A 26210-nucleotide genomic window follows, 5' to 3' on the forward strand; every position below is an offset into this window, starting at 1 on the left:
GATGCTGAATGAGGTAAAAATCATTCAGCATCTTTTGATTATATCATTTGTATCGCATCCATCGGGCAGGCTTTGGCGCAACGGGTGCAGCCGGTACAACGATAGTATTCATCCAGCACCGGATAGGCTTTCTGATAGCGATCGATGTCGGTTTTTCGCAGGACAATACAGCTTAAGGGGCAATCGCCAGAGCAGATCCCACAGGCCATGCAGAGTTCATAGTTGACAACCGGTTTTTTCTTATCAGCCATGGGTTAGGCCCTCCATTTCCAGATCGCAAAAGCCCAGATCCTCCAGGGCCGTTTTGGTGGGGATGCCAGTTTTTTTATCCCAACCCATAAACTGGTAGTGAATGCTCATCATTTCATCCATGTCAAACTGCTTACCTTTTAACGGTCCTTCCGTCAATGGCGGTTTGCCGCTGAGACGGTCATTCATTTTAAAATCCCGGGGATTGATCCCCTCCCGGACGTTAAAGGCCTGGCGTAGGGTTTGCATCCGCAGGCCGATGGTCATGTATTCGTTGGGGGTCTTATTCCAGCCGGTGGCAGCGTTGAGATAATTAAATAGTTTAAAGTGATTCAGTCCGCTGACCAGTGCAAAAAAACAACCTCCGGAGCCATCCAGAATTTGTTTGATACAGGCATTAATCATCGATTTGAGGCCGACTTGATTGTTTGCCTCGTATTCGTTATTTTTATCTTCCCCCAGTTTGACCTTGGGCGCCCAGCTTATATCCTCCCAGATCCGCATGTAGGTGTAATAGCTGCCAGCACCGATAGTGTGGCGGCCGGGGGTGGGGTCGCAGGAATAATGAATACCGAGGATTGGATCGAGCCGGGGGTCATGCATGCCGGGTTCCTGACCGCCAGCATGGATGGCCAGAGGTGCCGATTCGATACCTAAAATTTCACTGGCTTTTTTAACACCGTGCTGTAAAATCGCCCCGAAGCCGGTTCCGGCAATCATTTGTTCAACTAGGGTAATAATGGTAGCGACATTCCCCCAGGAGAGATCCAGGCCGCCGGTTGCTTCCTGACTTAACCAGCCTTTTTCATAACACTCCATGGCAAAGGCAATGGTGTTTCCCGCAGAAATGCTGTCCATCCCACCCCGATTGAGGAGTTCATTGATCATAAAGATGGAATCCCGGTCTTTATTGAGAAGCAAGGCACCAAAGGCGGCGACTGTTTCATACTCAGGCTTGTGGGTATGGGAGAAGCGGCCGTTGCTTAACTCGCTGATGTCGCACAGACCGCCGCAGCCGATGATACAGGAATAACAGTGATATTTCTGCGTTTCATGTTTTTGAATAAGATCTGGATTCATTTGACGATACTTGCGATAGGGGAAATCGGTGATCGAACCCTTCCAGTTTTTTACAGGCGTGTCACCCATGGTCATCCCCATCGTATTGGTAAAACCAGTTCCCCATTTTTTGATGATGGCCGTGGATAACATGCCGTCGATGGGGATTGCCTTATCCGTGGCAACCATGGATTTGCCCATCATGGGTAAGATGGCCCCGGTCGTCATTGGTGGAAGATTGGAAGCTTTGATTTTTCGGGCATAGTTCTGGCTGATGGCTTTGAGGGTTTCTGGATTCTCGGAACGGATCATCTTTGAACCTGCCAGAACAACAGCTTTTAGTTTTTTTGAACCCATCACCGTGCCCACCCCGGAGCGGGCCGCCATCCGGCCGCCATCGTTGGAAATTCCGGCGATTTGTGATTGGTGTTCACCAGCCGGGCCAATGGTGGCAATTGCCAGCTTTTTGTTGGCGGTAATCATCTGCTTGATGGCCGCTTCGGTGGCAACGGTATCCAGGCCCCAGAGCGTAGAGGCATCCAGGAGTTGGGGGCCGTTGTTATCAATAAAGAGCAGCATCGGTTTGGGAGCCTGGCCCTTAAAAAAGATGCCATCATAACCGCATTGCTTTATGGCTGGTGAAAAGGTGCCACCGCAATTGGCGTCACCGAAGCCCCCGGTAAGCGGAGATTTGCAGACCGCCAGCCAGCGGCCGGTCATAAAACTGCCTGTGCCGGTAAGGAGACCACTGACAAAGCCGAGGATATTGTCAGGCCCCAGGGGATCAGCTCCGCTGGGCATATATTTGTATAAAATATATGCCCCGAGACCGACTCCAGAAAGAAAATGTTCATAAACCGTATCGGGAATTTTGATTTCGTCAAAGGTGGCGTTTGAGAGATCCACCATCAGGATTGTTCCGCAATAACCTTTCAAATAATACCTCTCATCCTCCCGCCAGGGGCAGCATAAAACTGATCACATCACCGTGTTTTAACGGGGTGCTTAATTTCACCCGTTGGTAATTGACATGGCAGATCAACAGCGGTTGTAAAACCAGGGGAATTTTTAGCCGACGGTAAACAGTCAATAATCGAGCGCCTGGGGGTAATATCATCATACCATCCTCATCCAGGTGGGTCAGGCTGGCAATGGGCGGGGGAAAGACCTGGACTTTCATTTAAGCCTCGGGAGCTCTTTCCGGGCAAAGCAGTCTCAGAATGTCGCAGCATTCCTGGTAATTCATGATCCGGGGAACCGGGTAGGTGGGATTACCTTCTTTAAGAATCCGTTTGGCCAGTTCGGGAATATCCTTTTCTTTCAGTGCATAAATAGTGGTGGGGATGCCCATATGGAGGTTCATCGATTTGATTTTTTCGATGAAGAATCCCGCCAGGGTTTCGTCATCATACATGGCTTCGCCCAGACCGGCATAGAAAGCCAGTTCGGCCAGTTTTTTTTCAGCGGCTTTTTTGGAAAACTCAAGAATATAGGGCAAAATAATGGCATTGGCTAAACCGTGGGGAACCCCGTAAAAACCACCCATGGCATGGGCAATGGCGTGGACATAACCCACATAGGCCCGGGTGAAAGCCAGTCCGGCATCAAAGGAGGCTTGAGCCATTTTCAAACGGAGATCCAGATCCTGGCCATTATGATAGGTGTCTTCAAGATTATTAATAATGATTTCAGTGGCATTCAGGGCTTTTTCTTTAACAAAAGCAGTGTCATATTTTCCGATGTAGGCTTCCACTGCGTGGGTTAGGGCATCCATTCCGGTAGTGGCAGTCAGGGAAGGAGGGAGGCCGACGCTGAGCTCCGGATCAAAAACCGTAGCTAGGGGAACCAGTTTGGGATCGCTAATTACAAATTTCTCATGATTTTTGACATCGGTGATTACGGCGCAGATGGTTGCTTCAGAACCGGTACCGGCAGTAGTGGGGATGGCAAAAAAAGGTGGCAGTCTCCGCGTCAGTTTAAACAGTCCCCGCATTTTTTCAATACTTTTGCGGTTGGTGACTTTAGCGGCAATAATCTTGGCGCAGTCAATGGGAGAACCGCCGCCAAAGGCGACTACGCCCTGACAATTGGCGCTGTAATACAGAGCCAGACCATCCTCGATATTTTCGAAAGTGGGATTGGGTTGAACCTTGTCAAAAACGATGGCGTCGATGCCATTGGTTTCCAGAGAACATAAAAAGGAATCCAGCAAGCCCATTTTATGCAGGGGTTTGTCGGTAACAACCAGAACTTTATTCACCCCGGAAATCGCAATGATCTCGGGAAAACGGCGAACCATGCCAGGGCCCTGAAGAACCGGAGGAATTGGTAGGGGCAGAACCTGGGCGACTTGCTTCATGACTAATTGAGAACTGCGGTATGGAACATTTTGAATGGTCTTAAGTACTCTTTGCATCAGATAACCTCCATTTTGTTACGGTAGCATTGATTCGAGATTTAGGGATCGAAAGCACAAGGTCAAGTTTATTATCGTTCATGAATCATCCCTTGGCTTAAATATGGTATTCATTATATCACAACGAAAAATAAAGAAACTAAATGGCTTAAATTTAAGGTTCTATAAAGAAATTTGACATTTTGGGATGAATTCGGGCTCGGGTTGGTTTCATCCCCGAACCCGGTGATGACAGGTCAGCTTAAAGACTGAGGTAAACCTGTAACAACACGAAAAAAGGGTTATTATTCAATACAGCCTTGTGGAAACTCAGGCGAACAGACAATTTCTTCATAATCCAGCTCGGCATTGTTGACCATCCAGAGGCCATGAATGTCACAATAGGCATAAACCCGGATAACATCCAGTGATTCGACAGTGAAAAGGGCTTCGGGTGGATGTTCGGGGGTCAATTGTACATATTGACCCCCGTTTCGGGTTTGGACGAAGATCCATAAAATGGAGTGATCAGTTGTCATCGGATGGGGAACGCTACCTACTTTAACCTGAAGCTGGTGGTCGGAAAAAACAAGCACTGGAAGGTGTTTTTCCTTGACAGTATCGACGGTATTGGGGGCCAACAGTGTCTGGGAGTGGTTGCAATATTGGGTCAGGGTGCCGTTTAGTTCCAACAGCACGGCGTTACAGTCATTACATTGGTAAAACAACTTGGGATCCATACGATTACCTCTTTCACTTTGATTTGAATTCAGATATAGCGTTTAATCAAGTCCTCGACAGCACTCTGGGGAACGTGTTTGTCGACGAGGGGAATGTGATCAAAAAGTTCCGGGCGTTTATCCGCGTAGGTAGGCGCTGCGTGTTGGTAAAGGATGCCAATCGGAATGGTGTCACCGAATTCCATCGCCTTTTCGATGGCGGCCAGTTTATTGGTCGGATCATGGCGATCATCCAGGGGTTTCACGCGTTGCTTATAGTAGGCAAAGGTATTGATTTTATTAAAACTGACACAGGGCTGAAGGATATCCACCAAAGCGTAGCCGGGATGCTTAATAGCAGCGATCATCATTTCTGCCAAATGCTTTTTGTCGCCGGAAAAAGAACGGGCCACAAAGGTGGCGCCAGCGGCCAGGGCAACCAGCATTGGATTAAAGGTTTCGCCCATGTTGCAGGCAGCCGCTTTATGAAGCGGATCGCAGGGGTCGGAGGTGGGTGATGGCTGACCCTTGGTCAGACCATAGATCTGATTGTCGTGGACAAAATGAGTAATATCGACGTTACGGCGAACATTGTGAAGAAAGTGATTACCCCCTTCGCCGTAGGAATCACCATCACCGGTATTGACAATTACAGTCAGATCATTATTGGCAATTTTTATAGCAGCGGCCGCCGGCAGGGAGCGGCCATGAAGCCCACTAAAGCCGTTGGCGGTAATGTACTGGTTAGTTTTGGCGGCTTGACCAATCCCTCCGACCAGAACCACCTGTTGGGGTGGGGTAGCCAGCTGATTCAATACTCCGGTGAGGGTTTCAAGGATGGCATAGTTGCCACAGCCAGGGCACCAGGCGGTGTCGTAAGTGGTAAATGCTGGTTTGTTCATGTCAAAAGCCTCCTTTAAGATTTTTAATACCATTGAGAATATCGTCTACTGATAACTGGCGGCCATCATATTTGAGGATGCTGTGGTCGCAGTTGATCAGCGCTTCTTCCCGGATTAATGATGCCAGTTGGCCGGTGGCGTTTTGTTCGACATTGATTATTTCGACCACCTGGGTGGCAAAATGACGAAGCCGTTCGGTTGGCAGGGGATAAATATCGCCGAAAATCAGGGCGCCATAGTTATTTTCGTTTTGATTGAGAATGTCTACGGCTTCTTTAATGGCTCCGCTGGTGGAACCAAAACCTACCAGCAGTAACTGACATTGATGGGAGCCCCAGAATTCCGGTTCGATCAATTCTTCTTTCAGGGCGTTTAGTTTAATCAGACGTTTGTTAACCATTTGATTGCGGACGGTTGCCGATTCAGTAATCTTTCCCCAGGGATCATGTTCATCACTGTCCACCCGAACCAGGGCGGGGCTTTTCCCCGGGATAGCCAGTGGTGAGATGCCGTTTTCGGTGAGGGCATAGCGTTGATATGGCGGATCGTTTGTTGCTGAAACTGCCGCGTCTGATTGATCAAAGCGGACAATTTTACTGCTATCAAAAATCGGGACGGTGGTGGTGGAATCGGCCAGATACTGATCGCTTAAGAGGATTACCGGTAGTTGATATTTCTTGGCCAGGGCCAGACTCCGGGCCGTCTGATAGAAACAATCGGCATGATCCCGCAGGGCGATGACCATTCGGGGGAATTCCCCCTGAGAGGCTGAGATGACAAATTGGAGATCACTTTGTTCAGTTCGGGTGGGAAAGCCGGTAGCCGGTCCGGGACGCTGGACATCAACAGCGACCAGTGGGATTTCGGCAATACCGGCAAAGCCCAGAGCTTCCACCATCAGTGAAAAGCCTCCGCCGGAGGTGCCGGTCATGGCAGTAGCTCCGGCATAGGAGGCTCCAATGGCCATGTTAATAGCGGCAATTTCGTCTTCAGCCTGTTCGACGGCAATGGCCATGGAGCTGCTTTGAGCATTAAAAAAATCTAGCAGACTGGTCGATGGTGACATTGGATAGGCCGAGTAAAAACGGATTCCAGCGGCTACGGCCCCCAGGCCAATGGCGGTATTGCCAGACAGTAAAAGCTGTTCTGACGTTTCAACCGGTGATTGGTGATAATTGGTATTTAATAAATCATAACCCATTTTGATGGCGGACAGATTGACATCGACCAGGTCAGCTCGGAGCGTTGCTTTTAAAATACTTGCAGCATGATCAAGAGGAATATCAAAAAGTTTCAGCAGGGCTCCGGTAGCCACGCTGTTGATGACCTTGGGGTTGCCAAGGTTGGCAGCAGTCTTTTTCAAAGGGCACTTAATAGCCCGGAAATCATCAATCACTAACGACTCATCGCATAAAATGAAGCCATCATAGGATAGTCGGGACTGGTGTTCCAAATAGGTGGTCTCATCGATGGCAAAGATCCCGTTCAAGGTGTCCCGATGGGCGTGAAGCGGTTGATTGCCAAAGCGGATTTGGGTAAAATTGTGGCCACCTCGAACCCGGGACATAAAATCACGGATTGTAAAAAGATGACAACCCGATTGTTTTAGCATTTTTTCGAAAATTGCGGACATTGTTTCAATGCCATCGCCGGCGGCGCCGCCTAAAAGTATGTTATACATACAAACCCTCCATTCAAAGATAATAGCCTCAAAATAAAGTAGGCTTTGTTACTGATTACCCAATTATTGGAGTTTTAAAAGAATGATTCTGATTTTCTTGAGTTTTAATACGAATTACTAAAAAGTTTTGATTTGGCTGATCAAAAAAGATAGAATAGGAATTAACAATGAATTTCGAAATAAAAGGGGGAAAATTATGTTAACACGAACAAAGCGCCAACGGTCATTTGCAGTTTTGTCGGTTCTGATTCTAATGGCTTTGCTTCTGGGAGGATGCGCCCAGTCGGCAGCGGTGGATTACAACAAGTCAGAGAACTGGGCCTATTTACCAAGTGAAAGCGACCGCATCAGGGATTGTGATGTATTTTTTGTGGCGCCGACTGTTTATCTGGGCACGGATGCGGTTCATTCCCTGGATCTGGCTGACGAAGCGACCAAAGCCCAGTTTTTAGGGGCTACCAATATGGAAAAGGGGCTGTATGACGGATCAGCTAATTTTTTCGCCCCCTATTATCGCCAGGCCGGATTGAATGCCTATACCATGGATCCGGTCAAAGCCGAGCAGTATTTTGATTTGGCCTATGCCGATGTTGCTCAAGCTTTTGATGTTTACATGGAAGATTACAATCAGGGGCGACCCTTTGTACTGGCTGGGTTCAGTCAAGGATCAGAAATGCTGCTGCGGCTGTTGGAAGAGAAATTTTCCGATCCGGCATTAAATGAAAAGCTGGTGGCCGCCTACTTAATTGGCTGGCGGGTAACTCCGGCAGATCTGGCTCAGTATCCGCATCTGAAAATGGCTCAGCAGGCCGGAGATACCGGGGTGATTGTCAGCTTTAATTCCGAGGCGGTGGGTGTCGAAACCTCGTTGATTGTTCCCGATCAGACCCTGGGGATTAATCCCCTAAACTGGAAAACCGACAGTACCACGGCGACGGCGGCAGAAAATCGGGGGGCTGTCTTTACCGACTACGCCGGGGCCATTGTCAAAGAGATCCCCAACCTGACTGGGGCTTATCTGGATCCCAACCGGGGTACCCTTCGGGTCACCGATGTCGCAGTGGCCGATTATCCACCGGTGCTGGATATTTTTTCGGATGGTGTGTATCATCTTTACGATTACCAGTTCTTTTATCGTAATCTCCAGGAAAACGTTACCCAGCGGATTGCTAATTATCTGGGGAAGGCATCCTGAGACTTTCTTAAGCGATTTATTTTTTCTTGTCAATTACAAATTATTAGGCTATAATATACAGGTCGTGCTAGATGGAGAGTTAGCGGTGCTTTGTAACCTGCAATCCGCTGTAGCAGGGTTGAATTCCCCATCGAGGCGCCAGGGTTTGAGGTCTGCCAGAGGAAAGTGGCGTTGAGAGTTGGACCCTTCGCAATAGAAACTTATGAACCCCGTCAGGTCAGGAATGAAGCAGCGGTAAGTAGGATCTTCTATGTGCCGGAGGATTATCTGATTTGAGCCAACTACCTGTGTAACGCTTGGAAACTGGTAGTCGAAGTGGGGTGCACGACAAAAAAGTCTATTGAATGCTAAACAGAGTTTTGTATTCAATAGACTTTTTGCGTTGCGACAGAATCATGATACTTAATGGTCATCATGGAATAAAAATTAGAGATAATCTATATTTTAACAAGCATTCTTGCTATAATGAAAAAAGTTCAATCTGACGAGAATCGGATACCGCTGTGGCGGAAAGAACCGTTATGAAAGTTTAAATTAAGAATGTGAGGAAATACCCATGCGATTTTTTCAAGTGAAGCCAGCAATTTATTATGGGGAAGGTTCCCTGAAACAAATTGAGAAACATAATTTCAAAAACGTCTGTATTGCCACTGACCAGGGGATGGTCAAGTTTGGTCTGTTAAAAAAACTGACCGACGAGCTCGACGCCAAAGGGATTAGCTATCATGTTTTTGCCGATATCGAGTCCGATCCTTCGACTGAAATTGTGGAAAAAGGATTGATGCATATTATTATGAACAAACCCGATGCGCTGATAGCCATTGGTGGTGGATCGGTCATCGATGCCGCCAAAGCGATCATCTTTTACTGTGTCAATTTCAAACGGATCTTTTTTGAAGACCGCTATGTTCATAAACCGACGTTTATTGCCATTCCGACTACTGCCGGAACCGGTTCCGAGGTCACCGAATACGCCGTCATCACCGACAAACAGAAGAATACCAAAATTCCCTTAACCGATATTCTGATGATGCCGGATGAGGCGATTCTTGATCCGCAGCTGATTGAAAGTGTTCCAGCCGGGGCCACCGCTGCTACGGGAATGGACGTCATGACCCATGCCATTGAAGCGTTTATTTCCACCCAGAACAATCCCTTTGCCCGGTGTTATGCCAATAAGGCCGTGGAACTGGTTTTCCGTAGTCTCTATCCCAGTTACATAAATGGCTCGGATCTGGAAGCCAAGGGCAGCATGCAGATTGCCTCCTGTATGGCCGGGATTGCTTTTAACAGTGCCGGTCTGGGTATTACCCATAGTATTGCCCATGCCTTCGGTGCGATGTTCCATCTGCCCCACGGATTGGCCAATGCCATTGTATTGCCCTATGTGATCAAATACAACGGCCAGGACGAAAAGGTTCAGCACCAGTATGCCCGGCTGTTAAGTGGTTCCGGTATTCTTAATGTCTCCGGTAACGCTACCGAAACCCTTTATAACAGTGTGGCAGCACTCAGTGCTTCATTGAATATCCCGGCTTCACTAAAGGCCTCAGGGGTTTTAGAAGCCGATTATCTGGGTGCCCGGGAAGAAATGCTTGATAAGGCGATGGCTGATATCTGCACCACGACCAACCCGGTGGAAGTGACCCGAGAAAAACTGGGAGGGGTTATGGATCAGGCCTATTACGGATTCTAAAAAATACAAAAAAAGTGTAAAACCAATGATTACACCCGGTTAAAGACCAAGATCTTTAACCGGGTGTTTTTGTTTGGAGATATTTCGATAGTCCGCTAGGCCGCTAGGCTTTAATCAACGGAATGATTTTAGATAAAACAAAGGCGTCATCAGCTTTATAGGTATAATAACTTTTAATAGTGGGGGTATTAAAATCCAATAACGGGATTGAAATAAGCGATTGGTTTTCCAGGTATTGAGAAATCAGACTTTTAGGCAAAAAACTATAACCAATACCATCTAATAAGAAGGGAATCAGTTTACTGCTATTGTCAATTTCAAATTTGAATTGATAATGAGGTGGAAATAATTCTCGGATGAATAGCCCGACTTTCTGGAGCGCAAAATTACAGAAAAGATAATCAAGAGCGATCAGATCTTTCTGAACAATGCCACCAGCAAAATCGGTATTGTTTTTGGCGGTTACCAAAATCAGTTCATCTTCTTTGAAGGGGGTACAAACATAGCCGTTTTTTGTAAAAGGAATATAGGTAAAGGCGATGTCAATTAAACCGTCTTGAAGAAATGAAAGCACTTCAAAGGAATGATTGATAATGATTTTGGTAGACATCGTCAGATCGTTGGTCAGCACCGAATGGATCAGGGGATACAAATAATTTTCATAAATGGAGTTGGTGGTTCCAAAACGCAGCAGTTTGCTGTTGAAATCGGAGGCGTTGATTTGTTCAATGGCACTTTCTTCCAGTTCGAGGAGGCGCTTGGCATAGCCTAAAAATAATTGCCCCTCGGGCGTCAGGACAACCTGTTTTTTATCCCGAATAAACAACGATTTTCCCAGAGATTTTTCGAGCTCAGTGATCCGGTTGGTAACGGTGGATTGAGCCACAAAAAGCAATTTGGCAGTCTGTGTAAAATTTTTGGTGGATGACAATTGGATAAAGGTTTTTAATTGCTGGGTATCCATATGAACTCCTATGATCATAAATTCGAATTGATAAGATCGGCAAGATCTATTTTACAAATTATACAACATCTACTATAATTAAACAATCAATTCAAAAAAGAATTCCCGGGAGGATCAAAGATGGAAGATTGGAATGTAACACTGTATCGTCAATTCGAAAAAGAGCGGGTACAACCGTCAGTCGATTTAGTAAAGCGAATTGAAGGCGATTCCTTTAAACGGATCATCGATATTGGGTGCGGATCGGGAATGAGTACGTTACCATTACGAGAACGTTTTAGAGAGGCTGAAATTTTTGGAGCAGATTCGTCATCATCAATGTTGACGCAAGCAAAAGAAACGATGAACGATGTAACCTGGCTGGAAAGAGACTGTAGCAAACCGATGGATGATTTAGGACAGTTTGATCTGATTTTTTCGAACGCTGCCCTGCAATGGTTTGAAAATCAGGCAAGGGTGATCAAAAACTTAAGTGGCATGTTACAGCCCAAAGGGGTATTAGCGGTTCAAATTCCCTATTTTTCGGCGATGACAATTGCGGATTGTATTGAAAAAGCCGTGCAGAAATATGATCCCGATATATTCAAGGGCATTGAAAAAGATTTGCACAGGTCTTATGCACCGGGATTTTATTACGATGAATTGACCAATCATTTTTCTACAATCGAATTATGGCAAACAAACTATTTCCATCGAATGAATGCTCCTGAAGATATTTTAGAATTTTGCATGAGCACCGGATTAAGGCCTTATGCGAATCGATTCGCAGAGAACCAAAAGGCTGAATTTTATGATAAGGTATTGAACGAGATAGAAAAAGGGTATACTGTTCAGAAAGACGGAAAGATCTTATTTGAATTTAAACGGATATTTTTTATAGGGACGAAATAACCGGATTTTAAAATAGGGGAAAGAGGAAGATGGAATGATTATGACAATTATTTTTTATGGATTGGCGGTCATTGGACTCGTTTTTTCCTTCGTGAAAAGCAGGGAAAAAACAAAGATGGCCTTGATGAAGGCTCTAAAAGCCTTTGAGAATATTTTACCCCAATTTCTGGGAATTGTGTTGCTGATCGGGGTGATCCTCAGTATCCTGTCACCGCAGCAAATTTCGCAACTGATCGGGGAAAACTCAGGATGGGTGGGGGTGGTCATTGCCACAGTGATTGGTTCAATTACATTAATACCTGGTTTTCTGGCCTTTCCTCTGGCTGCCGCGTTGCTTGAAAATGGCGCAGGGTATATGCAAATTGGCGCTTTTGTGTCAAGCTTGATGATGGTGGGGATTGTAACCATGCCGGTTGAAGTTTTATATTTTGGGAAAAAGGCCACATTGTTAAGAAATGGCATGGGATTGGTCTTTTCGATTCTGGTTGCAATGGTCATTGGAGGCATAATGTCATGAAAAACAAGAGCATTGAATTAATGAAGCGATATCGCTTTTTTGCGATCATGATTGTCGTCACCCTCGCGATTTTGGTGGTTAAACCGGACATGGGGGTTAGGGTTTATAGTCTGGCATTCAACAGTGTTTTTGAAATGCTGGGAGTTTTACCGCCGATATTTATTTTGATTGGCCTTTTGGATGTATGGGTAAAAAAAGAAACCATGGTTAAATATATGGGCAAAGATTCAGGCATTATCGGGGTATTGTTGGGCTTTTTTCTTGGCTCCGCTGCCGCTGGTCCACTTTATGGTGCTTTTCCTGTTGCTGGAGTATTTCTTAACAAGGGCAGTCGACTGGCAAATGTTTTTATCATTGTTGGTGCCTGGGCATCGATGAAAATACCGTTACTGCTGTTTGAAGTGGCAGCCATGGGCTGGCAATTTACCCTGATCAGGCTGGTTATGGATATCTTTGGTGTACTCGTAATTGCCTATAGTATGGAAAAAATCCTCAATGATGATGATGAACGCCAGATTTATGAATTGGCCCGAAAGATGTCACAATAGATTTAAAAATAAAAGACACTCCCGGCAATATTGCCGCGAGTGCCTTTTGTTTTTTAAAATTAAAGGATTACAAATAAAATTAGGACAGTGATGCAGCTAAGCCAAATAACGCAATCATCGCGACGATTGCAATAACTGCAAAAACGATGTTGATAATAATCAGTACCAGACCAATGGTTTTGCCAGTCTTGGCTTTTTTATTATCCGGATCAGCCGCATATTCTTTTTTGCCGTAGACAAAAGCCATGATAGCGGTAACCAGACCGGCCAGGCTGACAATCGAGGCGATGGTACTCAGACCGACCGTCGTCAAAATGATATTGACGCCAATACAAATTAAAGAAATAATGCCAAAGGTAAACCCCTTCATTCCATCTTCAAAACTCATTATCATACTCCTTCCCTATTTCAAATTTTTATAAATCAATTATACCCGATTATTGAGAAGAGAAACGAATATTTTTTTCAGAAATCAAAAAAATTTACAAAACGGGACTATTTTGTCAATGTTACCGTGACATCTTTAGGCAGGGCCAAACCAGCGGCCACCTCAACTGCCTTGATGATACCCATCGGAACCGGGCAGGCACTATGTTTGCAATCAATGCTGCAGGCCTCATAAATCGGGCCTTCGCCAACCTTGTTCATAATGCAAGTCATGCCATCCACTTCTTTTAAACGATCAGGTAAATCGCTGAAAGCCGGGCAGTCGGAAGCAATATCCAGTAATACCTTGAATCCATCCGATTTCTCAGCCGTTACCTCTGTTGTAAATCCACAAACTCCACTCATAATGATTGCTTTTGCCATGACGATCTCCTTTTGGCCGTAGCGACGGCGTAATTTTGCTAGTAAAGCATTTTGTTTAGTATAGCACAAGCTGGATAAAAAAATGATTTCGGCTATAATTAAACCATGAAAAATTTTGAAACCTTTAAACAATCCTATCAAATAAAACTGAATCCCCAACAGGAACAGGCGGTGGTTCGAACCCAGGGCCAGAGTCTTTTGCTGGCGGTGCCGGGCAGTGGTAAAACGACGGTCATTATCTGCCGGATCGCCTATCTGCTGGAGGTTTTACAAATCGATCCGGGGGAAATTCTGACCCTGACCTTTAGCCGGATGGGGGCCCGGGATCTTAAAGCCCGATATACCAGACTGTTTGGTGAAGCCCAGGCAAAAACCCTTCATTTCAGCACCATCCACAGCTTTGCTTTGGGGGTGATCCGCCATTATGAGCGGAGCTACCGGCGACGGGCTCATGCGGTACTGGGGAATATCACGCCAGTGATCCGGGAGTTATATCGGCAGCTTTTTCAGGAGCATCCGGGTGAAGTTGAATTGGGCGAAATTTGTCAACGGATTGGCTTTTGCAAAAACATGATGCTGACCGAGGCAGAAATAAAATTGCTGCCACCGTTGGAGGTGGATTTTCTGGCAATCTATGAAGCCTACGAATGTTATAAACATAAAGAACAACTGATGGATTTTGATGATATTTTAAAATATGCCTGGGGACTATTAAAAAAATATCCGGAAATGCTGGCTTTTTTTCAGAATAAGTATACCTATATCCATTTGGACGAAGCCCAGGATACGTCAAAGATTCAGTTTAAAATCATTGAACTTTTAACCGGGAGAAATGGGAATCTCTTTATGGTGGGGGATGAGGATCAGAGTATTTATGGTTTTCGGGGCGCTTTTCCTGAGGCTTTACTAACCTTTAAAGAGACCTGGCCTCAGGGCGAGGTACTACTGATGGAAACCAACTACCGCAGCAGCCGGCAGATAGTCGACAAGGCCAATGCCTTTATCAAGCTAAACTATGAGCGCTACCAAAAAGAAATGGTGGTGCCAGAGGATAGGGCATTTACCGGAGTGCCAATTGTTCGGGAGTGGGTGACATCCAGCGAAGCCCAGTACCAATTGATCATTGAAGCGATTCGCCGGGAAGGCAAGGAAATCGCGGTGCTCTATCGTAACAATGAATCGGCTATTCCCCTGGTGGATCTCTTCGATGTGGCTGGAATCACGTATCAGATCAAGGAACATAGTCCACAGTTTTTTGGTCATTTTCTGATTAAGGATATCCGGCTTTTTTATGAGTTTGCCGTTAATCCGAATGATATCAATTTGTTCATCCAGCTTTACTATAAGATGGATGCGGCTATTTCCCGGGAAACCATCAACCAGCTGGAGCGGCGATTAAAACCTGGCGAAAATGTCCTTGACAACCTGATTCGGGTTAGTGGTGATCGGGACTGGCAGGTTAAACGGGTCAAAGAACTTAAGGTTGGGTTTAAAAAACTACTGACAGTGCCACCGCAGCGAGGAATTGTGATGATTCTGGATAGCCTGGGTTACCGTTCTTATCTCAATTTCAGGATCAGTTCCGGGCAATCCGAAGAGAGTATTGAGCAGAAGCTGACGGTGCTTAAGATTCTTGGTGGCCGGGTTAGCAATTTTGCAGACTTTTTTGACAAATTGGAAAGCTTGGCAGAAAAATTGCAGGAGCCCCAAATCAGAAAAACGAAAACACCCCGAGTAACCCTGTCGACCCTCCATTCAAGCAAGGGGCTGGAGTTTGAAAAGGTCTTTATCATTGATGCCACTGAAGGGCAGATCCCCAATGTCTCCAATGCTCCGGAGGACGCCAAGGCCTACGCCGAAGAAGTCCGGCTCTTTTATGTCGGTGCCACCCGTGCCAAACAGGAACTTATTTTTCTTTGTGTTAAACACCGGGATAAGGACATCAAACCATCACCGTTTATTTCCTATTTAATTGACGGCCTGCCTCGCAAAAAAGCGGCGGCGGAAAAACAAGGGCTCCGGCATCGTGAGAGTTTTGGCCGTCAGCAGGGGAAATGGCAGGATTATCATACCGGGGCAGCCAGCGGCGCTACTGTTGATCTGGGGGCTTATCAGCAGGGACGGGTGGTGATCCATCAGCGTTTTGGAGCCGGTACGATCCTGACCCGTAACGGTGATATTGCCAGTATCCATTTTGAAACAGCCGGGGAAAAGAAAATGAATCTGGCTGTCTGTCTGGAAAACGGCGTGATTAAATGAGGGGTTGTATTTAATCAGGTTGTGGGAAACTACTGTACCGACCAATTGTTAATCTGTTATATGCTGCAGACTCGGACAGGCTATCGCCATGTCCGCTCTGATGCAAACAACATGATGTAACAATTGTCGTTACTGGTGCAGCTGTTGTAAATCGTTAAGGCAGTAATGTTTTCTTGACAAAAATATAAATTAGGGCTATACTCAGAAAAAACAAACCGGTGATGGTGGAGTAAAGTCAGTAGCGCATTTAAAGCGAGTCGGGGGCGGTGAGAGCCTGACAGGAAGCGGACTGGCATAATGGGCACCTGAGGGTGTGAGGAAAGGGCAGGGCCTGAGTATTTCACAACGTTTCATCTACGTTAAGGGATGGCAGATGTGATGGCATTTGCAGATCAAGTGCACAGGTTTGATTAAGCCTGTGAATAAAGGTGGTACCGTGGGTTATTATGACTCATCCTTTTATTGTTGTAGACAATAAGGGGATGGGTTTTTTTATATCAGGAAAGAGGAAAAGAAAGATGGAAACTTTAAAAAATTTACAAGCACTGGTCAAGCGACTGGAAGAGAAAAGTCCTTTTTATCAGCAACGTTTTAAAGCCGCCGGAATTGTTGCAGCCGATATTAAAACCATGGCTGATTTTGAACAGCTGCCGTTTACCGATAAAGGTGACCTGCGCAATGCCTATCCCCTCGGTTTACAGGCCGTGCCGGATAGTGAGGTGGTGCGGATTCATTCTTCATCGGGAACGACCGGTCAGCCGGTGATCATTCCCTATACCGCCAACGATGTGACTGATTGGGCGGAAATGTTTGCCCGTTGTTATCGCTATGCCGGAATGACCGAAGAAGACCGGATTCAGATTACCCCGGGCTATGGGCTCTGGACTGCCGGTATTGGCTTTCAGGCCGGGGCCGAGAAAATGGGGGCGATGGCGATTCCGATGGGGCCGGGGAACACCCAGAAACAATTGCAGATGATGGTCGATTTAAAAGCTACGGTGCTGGCATCGACCTCATCCTATGCTTTGTTGCTGGCCGAAGAGGTGGCCAACCAGAACCTCGGCGATCAGATTCATTTAAAACGTGGTGTCATCGGTTCAGAGCGTTGGGGCGACAAGATGCGCAGCCGGATTGCCGAAGAGCTGGGGATTGAGCTGTTTGATATTTATGGCCTGACTGAAATCTACGGTCCTGGCATTTCCATTGATTGCAGCGAACACGACGGGCTGCACTACTGGTCGGATTATCTGTACTTTGAAATTCTTGATCAAGAAACCTTAAAACCGGTGCCGGAAGGAGAGTACGGCGAACTGGTGATCACCACCTTCCGGAAGGAGGGGGCGCCGCTATTGCGCTACCGCACTCACGATATTACCCGCTTTATTCCCGGACCCTGTGCCTGTGGATCCGTCTTTCCCCGCCATGATCGGATCATTGGACGCACTGACGACATGGTCAAGGTTAAAGGGGTTAATATCTACCCCGGTCAGATTGATGAGCTCTTAAAAACTGTCGAAGGGGTCAGCAGTGAATATCTGGCTACCGTGGATCATCAGGACGGCAAGGACCGGGTGGTTCTGGCGTTTGAAGTTTTAAATGGTATTGATCAAAAAGCGATAGAAGAAGAGGTCAAACGGCAGTTTAAATCCCGGGTGGGTTTAAGTGTAATTCCCCAGGCCAGTTCGCTCGGATCGTTGCCCCGATCCGAGAAAAAAAGCGTCCGAATCATTGATCGTCGCTTCAGTTAAGCGGATATCCCCGGAAAATCATGGGGGTCCGGTAGTTGCCAAAAGCTGTCTTTCCAAAAAGTCGCCAGAAAAATTGATTTTTTATCCGGAATTAGGTATAATGAAATCGGCCACCTTGATTTAAGAGGAGAAAAAAATGAAAACAAAAAAACAAAAGAAAAACCGATTCAAAATCGTTCTCAACGAACCCACTGGAGAGAGTTCCGGGTGTAAGATCATTGAAGATACTGAAACAGGAATCAATTATTTATATCATTTTGATGAATTTGGCGGCGGACTCACGGTACTAATTGATGAAGAAGGTGAACCTTTAGTTGCCCCTGAAAAATAAAATACCAGACCCTGAAAGAGATTTTCTTTTTCAGGGTTTTTGTATGCATTTTATTTCCGGGAAAAGTTTATTTTTATAAAATAGGTGTATAAACAGAAAAAGGATATAAAAAAACCAAAAATTTATCACCGATGTGTTTGGCAGAGAACAGAATAAAAAACGGAGGAAAAAATGAATACTTATATTGAAGATATTTTTGCCAGAGAAATACTGGATTCCCGGGGCAACCCAACCATTGAGGTGGATGTGATACTGGAAGATGGCACCATGGGTCGTAGCATAGTCCCATCAGGCGCCTCAACCGGGGCCTTTGAAGCGGTGGAACTGCGGGACAAAGATTGCAGCCGCTATCAGGGTAAAGGGGTATTAAAAGCGGTCGACAGCGTGGCGTATGCCCAGGAGTTTCTGGTTGGGATGGATGCTTCTGATCAGATAGCCGTTGATGGAGTACTGATTTCACTGGATGGCACCGAAAATAAAAGCAAGCTGGGCGCCAATGCGATCTTGGGGATTTCCATGGCTGCGGCCCATGCAGCGGCCAAATCGCTAGGGATGCCCTTTTACAAATATCTGGGCGGCGTGAATGCCAAACTGTTGCCGACCCCGATGATGAATATTCTAAATGGTGGGGAACATGCCGATAATAACGTCGATATTCAGGAGTTTCTGATTATGCCGGTGGGTGCTCGGGACTTTCGGGAAGCGGTGCGGATGGGCTCAGAAATTTTTCACCAGCTTAAAAAAGTGCTTGGCGAAAAAGGGATGGCCACCTCAGTGGGCGATGAAGGCGGTTTTGCCCCGAATCTGAAATCAAATGAAGAAGCGCTGCAGTTGATTGTAGAGGCCATTGAAGGCGCTGGCTATCTTCCGGGTGAAGATGTCCAACTGGCGATGGACGTAGCAGCTTCGGAAATTTATAATGAAGAAACCAAAAAATATTTTTTGGCGGGTGAAGGGGTTGAAAAAACTGCCGAGGAAATGATTGCGTTTTATGAAATGCTTATTGACAAGTACCCAATTATTTCGATTGAAGATGGTTTGGACGAAGAGGATTGGGATGGCTGGAAAATCATGACTGAGCGGCTGGGGAAAAAGGTGCAGCTGGTTGGGGACGACATTTTTGTCACCAATACCGAGCGGCTAAAACGGGGGATTGATAACGGCGTAGCCAATTCAATTCTGGTTAAGGTCAATCAGATTGGTACCCTGACTGAAACCCTGGATACTATTGAAATGGCCAAGCGGGCTGGTTATACTGTGGTGGTTTCCCATCGCTCCGGTGAAACCGAGGATGTTACCATTGCCGACCTGGTGGTGGCCGTCAATGCCGGACAGATTAAAACCGGGGCACCATCCCGAACGGACCGGGTGGCCAAATACAATCAGCTGATGCGGATTGAAGAACAACTGGGTTTATTGGGTGACTACGCCGGGAAAGATGCATTCTATAATATCAGATAAATAACAAAATAAGGAAGTGAAACAATGTATTTAAAAGGATTGGGCATTGCCTGTCATCCGCCGGTGTTGATCCCGGAGGTTGGGCAAGGCCGAGAAAATGAAGCACAAAAAACGATCCGGGGATTACGGGATCTGGCGCTGAAGGTAGCCGAAATTAAGCCGGAGGTGATTGTTTGTATTACGCCTCACGGGAATGTATTTCGCGATGGCGTAGCGGTGGTTTATGAAAATCACATGCAGGGTGATCTGCGCAATTTCGGGCATCCGGATATCAGCCTGGAAAAAGATTGCGATATGGGGCTGTTGGATGAGTTGAATATGAACTTTGGTAAAAATAACTGTCATACTATTTTTTTAAATCAGAAAATTGCCAAAGAGTATAAAATTGGCCTTGAACTTGATCATGGGGTGCTGGTGCCGCTTTATTTTATCGAAAAATACTATCGGGATTATAAAATTGTCCATATCACCATCGGTGATCTGAGTTTGATTGAGCTTTATAAAATGGGGACAGTGATCCGGGAAGCTATTGAAGCTCGGGGTAAAGAAGCGATGATTCTGGTTTCCGCTGATCTTTCCCATTGCCTTAAAGATGAGGGGCCCTATGCTTTTAATCCGATGGGGCCGTTGTTTGACGAGAATATTGTCAATGGCATCAAAACCAAAAATTACTACTCAATTCTAACTGTTCCCCACCAGGTCTACGAACCAGCCGGTCAATGCGGGTTAAAGCCAATTGTGATGGGATTGGGAGCCGCAGATGGTCTGGATACGGAAGCCACAGTCTTTTCTTATGAGGGGCCTTTTGGGGTCGGTTATATGTCCGCCTTTATCGATTTGACCGATAAAAAAATTCCCAGTCTGCTTACTCGTTATGAAGAAGATAAAATGATTACCTATAAAGAGCGGCGTTTAAATGAAAGTCCTCTGGTAGCTTTGGCACGAGCCACCATCAATACATGGGTGCAACGAGGCCGAAAGCTGAATTTTGATCATTATAAAAGTCAGGTTGAGATTGAACCCGATGTCCTGGGTGAACTGGAAAATAATCAGGCCGGTGTTTTTGTCTCGCTGCATAAGCATGGCGAACTGCGGGGGTGTATTGGTACCACCGGGCCGGTGACCGAAAGCATTGCCCAGGAGATTATTCGTAATGCGATTGAGGCGTCGACTTATGATCCCCGGTTTATGCCAGTCGAAGAGCAGGAACTGATGGAGCTGGAAATCAAAGTGGATGTACTGGGTGTGCCTGAAGTGGTTAACAGTATAGCCGAACTGGATGCCAAAAAGTACGGGGTTATTGTCGAGAAGGATCTCCACCGGGGTTTGCTGTTGCCTGATCTGGAAGGGGTCAACACTCCGGAGGAGCAGATTGCCATTGCCAAACGAAAAGCCGGTATCGCTGAAAGCGACAGCGATGTGATTTTGCAGCGCTTTCAAGTGATCCGGCATCAATAAGCATTAAAAGCGGGTCAATTGATCTAAAAGTTTGGAAAAGGCGATTGGCAAGGCCAGGTCATCGATCTCGGACAGCGCCTTGAACTGATGGTCTGCCTGGGTTTGCTCCTGGTTGGGAATGTGGTGGGAAGTTGACACTGTTTCCCGAATTGTGTTGTCTAAATCAAAACCATAGATGGACATCTCCCAGATAATATGAGAAAAAACATGGCGGTTGGTGCCAATAAAAATAGGTTCATCTAGCTCGTGGAAATTTTCTGCGAGCTTTTTTTTGATGTCCTGGCCGTGACCAGTCACGGTTTCGGTAATTGGAAAGGACCACAGCCCGGATAACAGGCCGGAATCTGGACGGCGCACAAAAAATAGGCAGCGGTTTTGTTTAACGATGCCAACTTCCATCTTTTTAGTGAGCTGTTTCGCTTTTTTCTTCTTTACCGGAAGCTGTCCGGTGGTTCCGGCAGCATGACTCTGACAGCCGCCGCGAATCGGACAGATCAGGCATTTGGGACTTTGGGGAGTACAGATCACAGCGCCCAGTTCCATCAGTGCTTCATTAAAATCGCCGGCGGCATCCGGTAGAATCTCTTCGATAAAGCCTGTCATCTTTTTTTTTGTTTTGGCATCGCCGATATCGTCAAAGCTGTTGCCATAACGGCTGATCACCCGGAGGACATTGCCATCGACGGCACTAACCTTCTCATTAAAAGCAATGCTGGCGATGGCCCCACCGGTGTAGGGGCCAATGCCTGGGAGCTTTTGCAGTTTGGCGAAGGTATCGGGCATGATTCCTTCGTAGTCGGAGACAATAATCCGGGCTGCCTGGTGGAGGTTGCGGGCCCGCGAATAATAGCCCAAACCCTCCCAGGTCTTAATGACCTCATCGACCGAGGCTTGAGCCAGGGAAAAAACAGTGGGAAACTTTGCAATGAATCGGTTATAATAGGGTATTAATGTATCAATCTGGGTTTGTTGCGCCATGATTTCCGAGATCCAGATATAATATGGGTTCCGGGTTCGGCGAAAGGGCAGATCACGCTGCGCTTTTTCAAACCATTTAAGTAGATCGGTCTGTAATATTTCAATTTGATGCTGATTTATTTTAGTATCAAGCATTTGGTCTCCGTTCGTTAAAGTTCATTCAATTCATAGTATAAAATAAGGCACAAGATGTAGTATAGAACAGTTTCCTAAAAACTATCTTGTTCGGGTTCAATCAGTCCCGAAAGGCCAGGACAAGAATTTACCCCATCCCCCATTATGGCCTTAGAATGGGCGAAAACACGGTTTATAATTGGGATGGGGTCACCATTTGGACCCGTAAACGCCACAAAAAACTTGACATAAAATGGGTAGGATGGTAAACTTACTGTAACAAACGTGTAACTTTTATTTATGCAATTTTGACAAAATGAAAGGTTTTATTTATGAATAGAGAGAGAGAAACCGGTGGTTTTCTCAAGAAATATCCCGGCGTCAAGATTGGAATCATTGCGATGATTCTGCTTCTTGTTGTGGGTGTTTCCAGTGCTTTTACCGTTGAAAAAGAAGTTTCTGTCAACTTCGAAGGCAAGGTATACACTGCCAATGGAAAACTACTCGAATCCCTAGAAGAAGTTCTGATTGCCAATGAACTTCCGGTCAGTGACGAATATAAATATAGTGTGCCGTTGACAACGTTGTTTAAAGATGTCATTGATGTAACAATTGAAAAGAAGATTTCCGGAAATATCCTGGTTGATGGAAAAACCATTGCCTACTTGTCAGGCGGTGCCACTGTTGGCGATGTTCTGGAAGAGAATGGCGTTAAGCCGGATGAGGATGATAAGGTTGAACCGGGGTTAAATACCCCGTTAACTGAGAAAACCGGAACAATCAAAGTAACCCGGATATCCTACGTGGAATCAACGGGCATTAAAGATGTGCCGATGAAGGCCACCATCAGAGAAAATCCTGAGTTGCCTATGGGCACCCGAATTGTTGTTCAAGTTGGACAAAACGGCAAAGCCAATAAGAAAGAAAAGATCCGCTACGAAAATGGTGTCGAGGTCAGCCGGGAAGTAATTACCTGTGAAGTAATCATGCCAGCGGTGGAAGAAATTATTGAAGTGGGTCCTTCGACAACCATAACAATGCCGAAAGCAGTAGAGGTTTCTTCTGTGTCTGGAAATGTCAATGTCGAAAAAAGCGAAACTGGCGATGGCAGTGCATCGATCAATCCAGACAGCGGTTTTAAAGGAAGTATGGTGGTTAGTGCCACTGCTTACACCGCCACTGGCAATAACACCGCTTCGGGAACTGTGCCACAGTCAGGCCGAACGATTGCCACCTGGGGAGGAATTCCTTTCGGAACCAAAGTTTATATCCCGGCGCTTGGCGGTGTTTATACCGTTGAAGATCGGGGTGGCGCCGTCGGCTATGGAATTATCGATATTTATATGGATAGCGAAGCTGAATGCGAAGCCTGGGGCCGACAAAACATTGAAATATACTTTGTTGAGTAGTTTAAAAAGACGATGATTTTCATCGTCTTTTTGTTTGTTGATTTTTAGTGGCGGAATAATGGGGTGGGAGGAAAACGTAAAATGGCGGATCGAAAAAAAGTGCTGTTGGGAAAAAATAGAGGTATCGTTTTTGTACTCAGAAAAAACATTATTCTAAAAAAATACACTTGTACTTTGTATACAAAGCTTGTTATACTAATCTCATGAAATGAAATAGCAGCGATTTTGCTATGGAACTCGGAGGAAGACATGGAAATTAAAATTGTTAAAACAGCAAACCCCAAGGAAAAGCCAGAAGAAGATTCGTTGATCTTCGGTGTCGAATTTACGGATTATATGTTTGAGATGGACTATACTGAAGGAATTGGCTGGCATGATGCAGTCATCAAGCCTTACGGCCCCATTGAGATCATGCCTTCAGCAATGGTGCTTCACTATGCCCAGGAAGTTTTTGAAGGCTTAAAAGCATATAAAACGCCTTCCGGTGAGATTCAGCTATTCCGACCAGATGAAAACTTCAAACGAATGAACCGCTCCAACGCCCGGATGTGTATTCCGCAAATCGATGAGAATTTTTTACTGGAAGCCTTAAAAGCCCTGGTAAAGATGGACGAAAGCTGGATTCCTAAATCACCGGGAACATCGCTTTATATCCGGCCATTTGTTTTTGCCACCGATCCATTTATTGGGGTGCGGGTTTCCAAACGCTACAAATTTATGATTATCATGTCGCCAGTGGGATCTTATTATAAAGGGGGGATGGTTCCCAGTCGCATTTATGTGGAGTCGGAATTTGCCCGAACGGTTCGTGGTGGCACCGGAGAAGCCAAATGCGGTGGTAATTACGCCGGCGGTCTGGCGGCCCAGCAAAAAGTGCATGAAATGGGCTTTGAACAGATTCTCTGGCTGGATGGTGAAAAAAGGCAGTACATCGAAGAAGTGGGAACCAGCAATGTCTTCTTTTTAATCGATGGCGTTTTTGTGACTCCTTCCCTGGAAGGCACGATTTTAAATGGCATTACCCGCAAAAGCGTAATTGAATTATTAAAACATTGGGGCGAAACCGTGGAAGAACGTCGAATCACCATCGACGAGTTATATCAGGCTTATCAGCAGGGAAAAATCTCGGAAGCTTTTGCTACCGGCACAGCGGCCGTTATTGCGCCGATTGGGACGTTAGGGTGGAAAGATGTGGAGATGACCTTTAACGACGGTAAAATCGGCAAATATTCCCAAAAAATATATGATACCCTCTATGATGTCCAAACTGGCAACAAGGAAGATCCGCTAAATTGGATTGTCAAATTATAAAAATTAAAAAAATGAAAAAAGTTTAATAAACCACTTGACAATAGGTGTTTTCACTGGTAATATTAGTCTTGCATTTTGAATTACGAGAGGTACCGAAGTGGTCATAACGGGGCGGTCTTGAAAACCGTTAGGGTGCAAGCCCACGTGGGTTCGAATCCCACCCTCTCGGCCATCAAATGCTTGAAAAGTGAATAGTTAGATTTGCATTATTACCTTTGGAGAAGTACTCAAGTGGCTATAAGAGGTGCCCCTGCTAAGGGTATAGGCCGTTAACGCGGTGCGTGGGTTCAAATCCCACCTTCTCCGCCACCATGAACTACGCATCAAATATGATGTTAGATAGAACCTGTTACGATTGTAGCAGGTTTTTTTAATTAGAGAATAAATGAATAGTGAGGCATGAAAAATGGAGAATCCAGAGATTGTTAGATTAGATCCGCCAAAACGTCTTTATAAATTCATGAGATTTGATAAAGATGGCTATTGGATGGATACATTAAAAAAATTTCGTTTGTTTATGTCAAATCCATTAGAATTTAGTGACCCATTTGAAGGTGGGATATTTCTTTTTTTCCTTGCGTCGCAAGCATATCTATCAGTACAGCTTTAGGTCAACTACATCCCATATTAAAAGATCGTTTATCAAATTTTAAGACCGTTTGCTTTTCTGGATATGTAGTTTTAAAACCAGAATTTAGATTAAAGAAGACATAATAGTTTTTCTTTCTGAATAAAAAATAAAAACCCAAATCTCTCAATGACAAGAGATTTGGGCTTATTAATTGGTGTTATTTGGATGAACTGGCCAGTTTTTGCGAGACCGTTCATCAACTTCTTTCGTAAGCGCTTAACAACAGTTACCAAATCAACGGCAACAATCGATATCTTACCTTTTTGCAATACTCATCATATCCCTGTAGCTCATCTTTAAGCAAGGCTTCTTCCTTTTGGATGCGAAGCACTAACATTGGTACGATTAAAAGCATCGGTACAATCGCAACGTAAGAGCCCAAAGCCAACGGAAGAAATAGGGATATTACAATCATTCCCGTATACATCGGATGTCGCACCAATGCATACGGCCCTGATTCTATCACTTTCTGTTCTCTTTCCACCTGGATAACTGCGGACGCAAACATATTTTCCCGAAAGACAATAAATATAAAAAGATATCCCAAAAGTGCCAAGACAGCTGATGTAAAGATAAGCCATAGTGGCACTACTGACCAGTGAAAACGATAATCAAGTCCTGGTAAAATAAATCCGAGATAAAATAATTTAAATATAGCTGGCGATTTATTGGTTTTATCTTTTTTTTGAACCGTTGATCTTCGCTCTAGAAATTCAGGTGCTTTTTTTGAAAAATAAAGAGTGATTCCAAGTGTAATCAGAGTAAAACCACCCCATACCATCCAAGCCTCCCAAAAATACAGACTTCCTGCCGGCAGAAAAAAGATTACCCACAATAATATAGTCAGAATTAATGGAACTAGAACCTTTTTTCCTTTCATAAAT

General features: G+C 45.4%; 25 protein-coding genes, 2 tRNA genes and 1 other RNA gene. 16 read left to right on the forward strand and 12 right to left on the reverse strand.

Annotation, left to right across the window (positions count from 1 at the left end):
• Positions 1–38 precede the first annotated feature (38 nt).
• From Q7P33_RS00725 to Q7P33_RS00755, 7 genes are all read right to left on the reverse strand, one after another.
• On the reverse strand, positions 39–251 hold the full coding sequence (locus tag Q7P33_RS00725; RefSeq protein WP_303866354.1) for a 4Fe-4S binding protein: 213 nt from the start codon (positions 249–251) through the stop codon (positions 39–41).
• A complete protein-coding gene (locus tag Q7P33_RS00730) occupies positions 244–2244 on the reverse strand; it encodes an aldehyde ferredoxin oxidoreductase family protein (RefSeq protein ID WP_303866357.1) in 2001 nt (666 codons plus the stop codon). The genes Q7P33_RS00725 and Q7P33_RS00730 overlap by 8 nt, the downstream gene beginning before the upstream one ends.
• A 10-nt stretch (positions 2245–2254) precedes the next feature.
• Positions 2255–2488: a MoaD/ThiS family protein gene (locus Q7P33_RS00735; RefSeq protein ID WP_303866359.1), complete on the reverse strand. Its 234-nt coding sequence runs from the start codon at positions 2486–2488 to the stop codon at positions 2255–2257.
• The gene (locus tag Q7P33_RS00740) at positions 2489–3724 is read right to left on the reverse strand and encodes an iron-containing alcohol dehydrogenase (protein WP_303866361.1); all 1236 of its coding nucleotides are present in this window, start codon (positions 3722–3724) and stop codon (positions 2489–2491) included. It lies immediately after the preceding gene.
• A gap of 284 nt (positions 3725–4008) precedes the next feature.
• A complete protein-coding gene (locus Q7P33_RS00745) occupies positions 4009–4443 on the reverse strand; it encodes a desulfoferrodoxin family protein (protein WP_303866363.1) in 435 nt (144 codons plus the stop codon).
• Between the two features lie 29 nt (positions 4444–4472).
• Positions 4473–5324, reverse strand: coding sequence for a thiamine pyrophosphate-dependent enzyme (locus Q7P33_RS00750; RefSeq protein WP_303866365.1), 852 nt, complete (start codon positions 5322–5324; stop codon positions 4473–4475).
• 1 nt (position 5325) lies between these two features.
• Positions 5326–7005 carry a 2-oxoacid:acceptor oxidoreductase subunit alpha gene (locus tag Q7P33_RS00755; RefSeq protein WP_303866368.1) on the reverse strand — a complete coding sequence of 560 codons (1680 nt, stop codon included), beginning with the start codon at positions 7003–7005 and terminating at the stop codon, positions 5326–5328.
• A 196-nt stretch (positions 7006–7201) separates the two neighbouring features.
• Between Q7P33_RS00755 and Q7P33_RS00760 the strand changes: the two genes are divergently transcribed.
• The 3 genes from Q7P33_RS00760 to Q7P33_RS00770 all read left to right on the forward strand — a co-directional run bounded on the left by Q7P33_RS00760 (position 7202) and on the right by Q7P33_RS00770 (position 9896).
• Positions 7202–8200 (forward strand): DUF3089 domain-containing protein, encoded by a 999-nt coding sequence (locus Q7P33_RS00760; protein WP_303866370.1) that lies wholly within the window; start codon positions 7202–7204, stop codon positions 8198–8200.
• Positions 8201–8262: 62 nt separating this feature from the next.
• Positions 8263–8528, forward strand: an RNA gene (gene ffs / locus Q7P33_RS00765) — signal recognition particle sRNA large type.
• A gap of 228 nt (positions 8529–8756) precedes the next feature.
• A complete protein-coding gene (locus Q7P33_RS00770; protein ID WP_303866372.1) occupies positions 8757–9896 on the forward strand; it encodes a 1-propanol dehydrogenase PduQ in 1140 nt (379 codons plus the stop codon).
• Positions 9897–9999: 103 nt separating this feature from the next.
• Here the strand turns inward: Q7P33_RS00770 and Q7P33_RS00775 are convergent, their stop codons facing one another.
• Entirely contained in the window at positions 10000–10860 is an 861-nt protein-coding gene (locus tag Q7P33_RS00775) for a LysR family transcriptional regulator (RefSeq protein ID WP_303866375.1), read from the reverse strand.
• A 120-nt stretch (positions 10861–10980) separates the two neighbouring features.
• Here Q7P33_RS00775 and Q7P33_RS00780 point away from each other — a divergent pair, with 120 nt between their 5' ends.
• Genes Q7P33_RS00780 through Q7P33_RS00790 form a run of 3 tightly spaced genes read left to right on the forward strand, consistent with a single transcriptional unit; the run spans position 10981 to position 12816 of the window.
• The gene (locus tag Q7P33_RS00780; protein ID WP_303866377.1) at positions 10981–11751 is read left to right on the forward strand and encodes a methyltransferase domain-containing protein; all 771 of its coding nucleotides are present in this window, start codon (positions 10981–10983) and stop codon (positions 11749–11751) included.
• A gap of 37 nt (positions 11752–11788) precedes the next feature.
• On the forward strand, positions 11789–12268 hold the full coding sequence (locus Q7P33_RS00785) for a permease (RefSeq protein ID WP_303866816.1): 480 nt from the start codon (positions 11789–11791) through the stop codon (positions 12266–12268).
• A complete protein-coding gene (locus Q7P33_RS00790) occupies positions 12265–12816 on the forward strand; it encodes a permease (protein ID WP_303866379.1) in 552 nt (183 codons plus the stop codon). Before Q7P33_RS00785 ends, Q7P33_RS00790 begins: the two co-directional genes overlap by 4 nt.
• 79 nt (positions 12817–12895) lie before the next feature.
• Here the strand turns inward: Q7P33_RS00790 and Q7P33_RS00795 are convergent, their stop codons facing one another.
• A complete protein-coding gene (locus Q7P33_RS00795; RefSeq protein ID WP_303866383.1) occupies positions 12896–13204 on the reverse strand; it encodes a hypothetical protein in 309 nt (102 codons plus the stop codon).
• A 107-nt stretch (positions 13205–13311) separates the two neighbouring features.
• On the reverse strand, positions 13312–13626 hold the full coding sequence (locus tag Q7P33_RS00800; protein WP_303866385.1) for a hypothetical protein: 315 nt from the start codon (positions 13624–13626) through the stop codon (positions 13312–13314).
• 105 nt (positions 13627–13731) lie between these two features.
• Here Q7P33_RS00800 and Q7P33_RS00805 point away from each other — a divergent pair, with 105 nt between their 5' ends.
• From Q7P33_RS00805 to amrA, 5 genes are all read left to right on the forward strand, one after another.
• Entirely contained in the window at positions 13732–15885 is a 2154-nt protein-coding gene (locus Q7P33_RS00805; protein ID WP_303866387.1) for an ATP-dependent helicase, read from the forward strand.
• 518 nt (positions 15886–16403) lie between these two features.
• Positions 16404–17633 carry a phenylacetate--CoA ligase family protein gene (locus Q7P33_RS00810; RefSeq protein ID WP_303866390.1) on the forward strand — a complete coding sequence of 410 codons (1230 nt, stop codon included), beginning with the start codon at positions 16404–16406 and terminating at the stop codon, positions 17631–17633.
• Between the two features lie 136 nt (positions 17634–17769).
• Complete coding sequence (locus Q7P33_RS00815) at positions 17770–17964, forward strand: DUF6440 family protein (protein WP_070371012.1); 195 nt, start codon at positions 17770–17772, stop codon at positions 17962–17964.
• Positions 17965–18135: 171 nt separating this feature from the next.
• Positions 18136–19425, forward strand: coding sequence for a phosphopyruvate hydratase (gene eno / locus Q7P33_RS00820; protein ID WP_303866398.1), 1290 nt, complete (start codon positions 18136–18138; stop codon positions 19423–19425).
• Positions 19426–19449: 24 nt separating this feature from the next.
• On the forward strand, positions 19450–20883 hold the full coding sequence (gene amrA, locus Q7P33_RS00825) for an AmmeMemoRadiSam system protein A (RefSeq protein WP_303866399.1): 1434 nt from the start codon (positions 19450–19452) through the stop codon (positions 20881–20883).
• Between the two features lie 3 nt (positions 20884–20886).
• Here amrA and mutY read toward each other — a convergent pair whose 3' ends face one another.
• A complete protein-coding gene (gene mutY / locus Q7P33_RS00830; RefSeq protein ID WP_303866402.1) occupies positions 20887–21996 on the reverse strand; it encodes an A/G-specific adenine glycosylase in 1110 nt (369 codons plus the stop codon).
• Positions 21997–22307: 311 nt separating this feature from the next.
• On the opposite strand from mutY, the gene Q7P33_RS00835 reads away from it, so the two are divergent.
• From Q7P33_RS00835 to Q7P33_RS00855, 5 genes are all read left to right on the forward strand, one after another.
• Entirely contained in the window at positions 22308–23384 is a 1077-nt protein-coding gene (locus tag Q7P33_RS00835) for a 3D domain-containing protein (RefSeq protein ID WP_303866404.1), read from the forward strand.
• Between the two features lie 249 nt (positions 23385–23633).
• Positions 23634–24695, forward strand: coding sequence for a branched-chain amino acid aminotransferase (locus tag Q7P33_RS00840; RefSeq protein WP_303866407.1), 1062 nt, complete (start codon positions 23634–23636; stop codon positions 24693–24695).
• Positions 24696–24778: 83 nt separating this feature from the next.
• Positions 24779–24867: transfer RNA gene (locus Q7P33_RS00845), tRNA-Ser, on the forward strand.
• 45 nt (positions 24868–24912) lie between these two features.
• Positions 24913–25004, forward strand: a tRNA-Ser gene (locus Q7P33_RS00850).
• Between the two features lie 97 nt (positions 25005–25101).
• Positions 25102–25305, forward strand: a complete 204-nt coding sequence (locus tag Q7P33_RS00855) for a hypothetical protein (RefSeq protein ID WP_303866410.1) — start codon at positions 25102–25104, stop codon at positions 25303–25305.
• 247 nt (positions 25306–25552) lie between these two features.
• Here the strand turns inward: Q7P33_RS00855 and Q7P33_RS00860 are convergent, their stop codons facing one another.
• Positions 25553–26206: an isoprenylcysteine carboxylmethyltransferase family protein gene (locus Q7P33_RS00860; RefSeq protein ID WP_303866412.1), complete on the reverse strand. Its 654-nt coding sequence runs from the start codon at positions 26204–26206 to the stop codon at positions 25553–25555.
• Positions 26207–26210: the final 4 nt, after the last annotated feature.

The organism is Acetobacterium wieringae (assembly GCF_026646375.1).
In the GTDB taxonomy this organism is placed as follows: Bacteria; Bacillota; Clostridia; order Eubacteriales; family Eubacteriaceae; genus Acetobacterium; species Acetobacterium wieringae_A.

What these genes read in the sequence shown, in the direction of transcription:
- Q7P33_RS00780 (WP_303866377.1), top strand. Translation starts at nt 10,981, where the DNA reads ATGGAAGATTGGAATGTAACACTGTATCGTCAATTCGAAAAAGAGCGG.
- amrA (WP_303866399.1), top strand. Translation starts at nt 19,450, where the DNA reads ATGTATTTAAAAGGATTGGGCATTGCCTGTCATCCGCCGGTGTTGATC.
- eno (WP_303866398.1), top strand. Translation starts at nt 18,136, where the DNA reads ATGAATACTTATATTGAAGATATTTTTGCCAGAGAAATACTGGATTCC.
- Q7P33_RS00840 (WP_303866407.1), top strand. Translation starts at nt 23,634, where the DNA reads ATGGAAATTAAAATTGTTAAAACAGCAAACCCCAAGGAAAAGCCAGAA.
- Q7P33_RS00755 (WP_303866368.1), bottom strand. Translation starts at nt 7,005, where the DNA reads ATGTATAACATACTTTTAGGCGGCGCCGCCGGCGATGGCATTGAAACA.
- Q7P33_RS00760 (WP_303866370.1), top strand. Translation starts at nt 7,202, where the DNA reads ATGTTAACACGAACAAAGCGCCAACGGTCATTTGCAGTTTTGTCGGTT.
- Q7P33_RS00835 (WP_303866404.1), top strand. Translation starts at nt 22,308, where the DNA reads ATGAATAGAGAGAGAGAAACCGGTGGTTTTCTCAAGAAATATCCCGGC.
- Q7P33_RS00750 (WP_303866365.1), bottom strand. Translation starts at nt 5,324, where the DNA reads ATGAACAAACCAGCATTTACCACTTACGACACCGCCTGGTGCCCTGGC.
- Q7P33_RS00855 (WP_303866410.1), top strand. Translation starts at nt 25,102, where the DNA reads ATGGAGAATCCAGAGATTGTTAGATTAGATCCGCCAAAACGTCTTTAT.
- Q7P33_RS00740 (WP_303866361.1), bottom strand. Translation starts at nt 3,724, where the DNA reads ATGCAAAGAGTACTTAAGACCATTCAAAATGTTCCATACCGCAGTTCT.
- Q7P33_RS00790 (WP_303866379.1), top strand. Translation starts at nt 12,265, where the DNA reads ATGAAAAACAAGAGCATTGAATTAATGAAGCGATATCGCTTTTTTGCG.
- Q7P33_RS00745 (WP_303866363.1), bottom strand. Translation starts at nt 4,443, where the DNA reads ATGGATCCCAAGTTGTTTTACCAATGTAATGACTGTAACGCCGTGCTG.
- Q7P33_RS00800 (WP_303866385.1), bottom strand. Translation starts at nt 13,626, where the DNA reads ATGGCAAAAGCAATCATTATGAGTGGAGTTTGTGGATTTACAACAGAG.
- Q7P33_RS00860 (WP_303866412.1), bottom strand. Translation starts at nt 26,206, where the DNA reads ATGAAAGGAAAAAAGGTTCTAGTTCCATTAATTCTGACTATATTATTG.
- Q7P33_RS00735 (WP_303866359.1), bottom strand. Translation starts at nt 2,488, where the DNA reads ATGAAAGTCCAGGTCTTTCCCCCGCCCATTGCCAGCCTGACCCACCTG.
- Q7P33_RS00725 (WP_303866354.1), bottom strand. Translation starts at nt 251, where the DNA reads ATGGCTGATAAGAAAAAACCGGTTGTCAACTATGAACTCTGCATGGCC.
- Q7P33_RS00805 (WP_303866387.1), top strand. Translation starts at nt 13,732, where the DNA reads ATGAAAAATTTTGAAACCTTTAAACAATCCTATCAAATAAAACTGAAT.
- mutY (WP_303866402.1), bottom strand. Translation starts at nt 21,996, where the DNA reads ATGCTTGATACTAAAATAAATCAGCATCAAATTGAAATATTACAGACC.
- Q7P33_RS00810 (WP_303866390.1), top strand. Translation starts at nt 16,404, where the DNA reads ATGGAAACTTTAAAAAATTTACAAGCACTGGTCAAGCGACTGGAAGAG.
- Q7P33_RS00795 (WP_303866383.1), bottom strand. Translation starts at nt 13,204, where the DNA reads ATGAGTTTTGAAGATGGAATGAAGGGGTTTACCTTTGGCATTATTTCT.
- Q7P33_RS00775 (WP_303866375.1), bottom strand. Translation starts at nt 10,860, where the DNA reads ATGGATACCCAGCAATTAAAAACCTTTATCCAATTGTCATCCACCAAA.
- Q7P33_RS00815 (WP_070371012.1), top strand. Translation starts at nt 17,770, where the DNA reads ATGAAAACAAAAAAACAAAAGAAAAACCGATTCAAAATCGTTCTCAAC.
- Q7P33_RS00770 (WP_303866372.1), top strand. Translation starts at nt 8,757, where the DNA reads ATGCGATTTTTTCAAGTGAAGCCAGCAATTTATTATGGGGAAGGTTCC.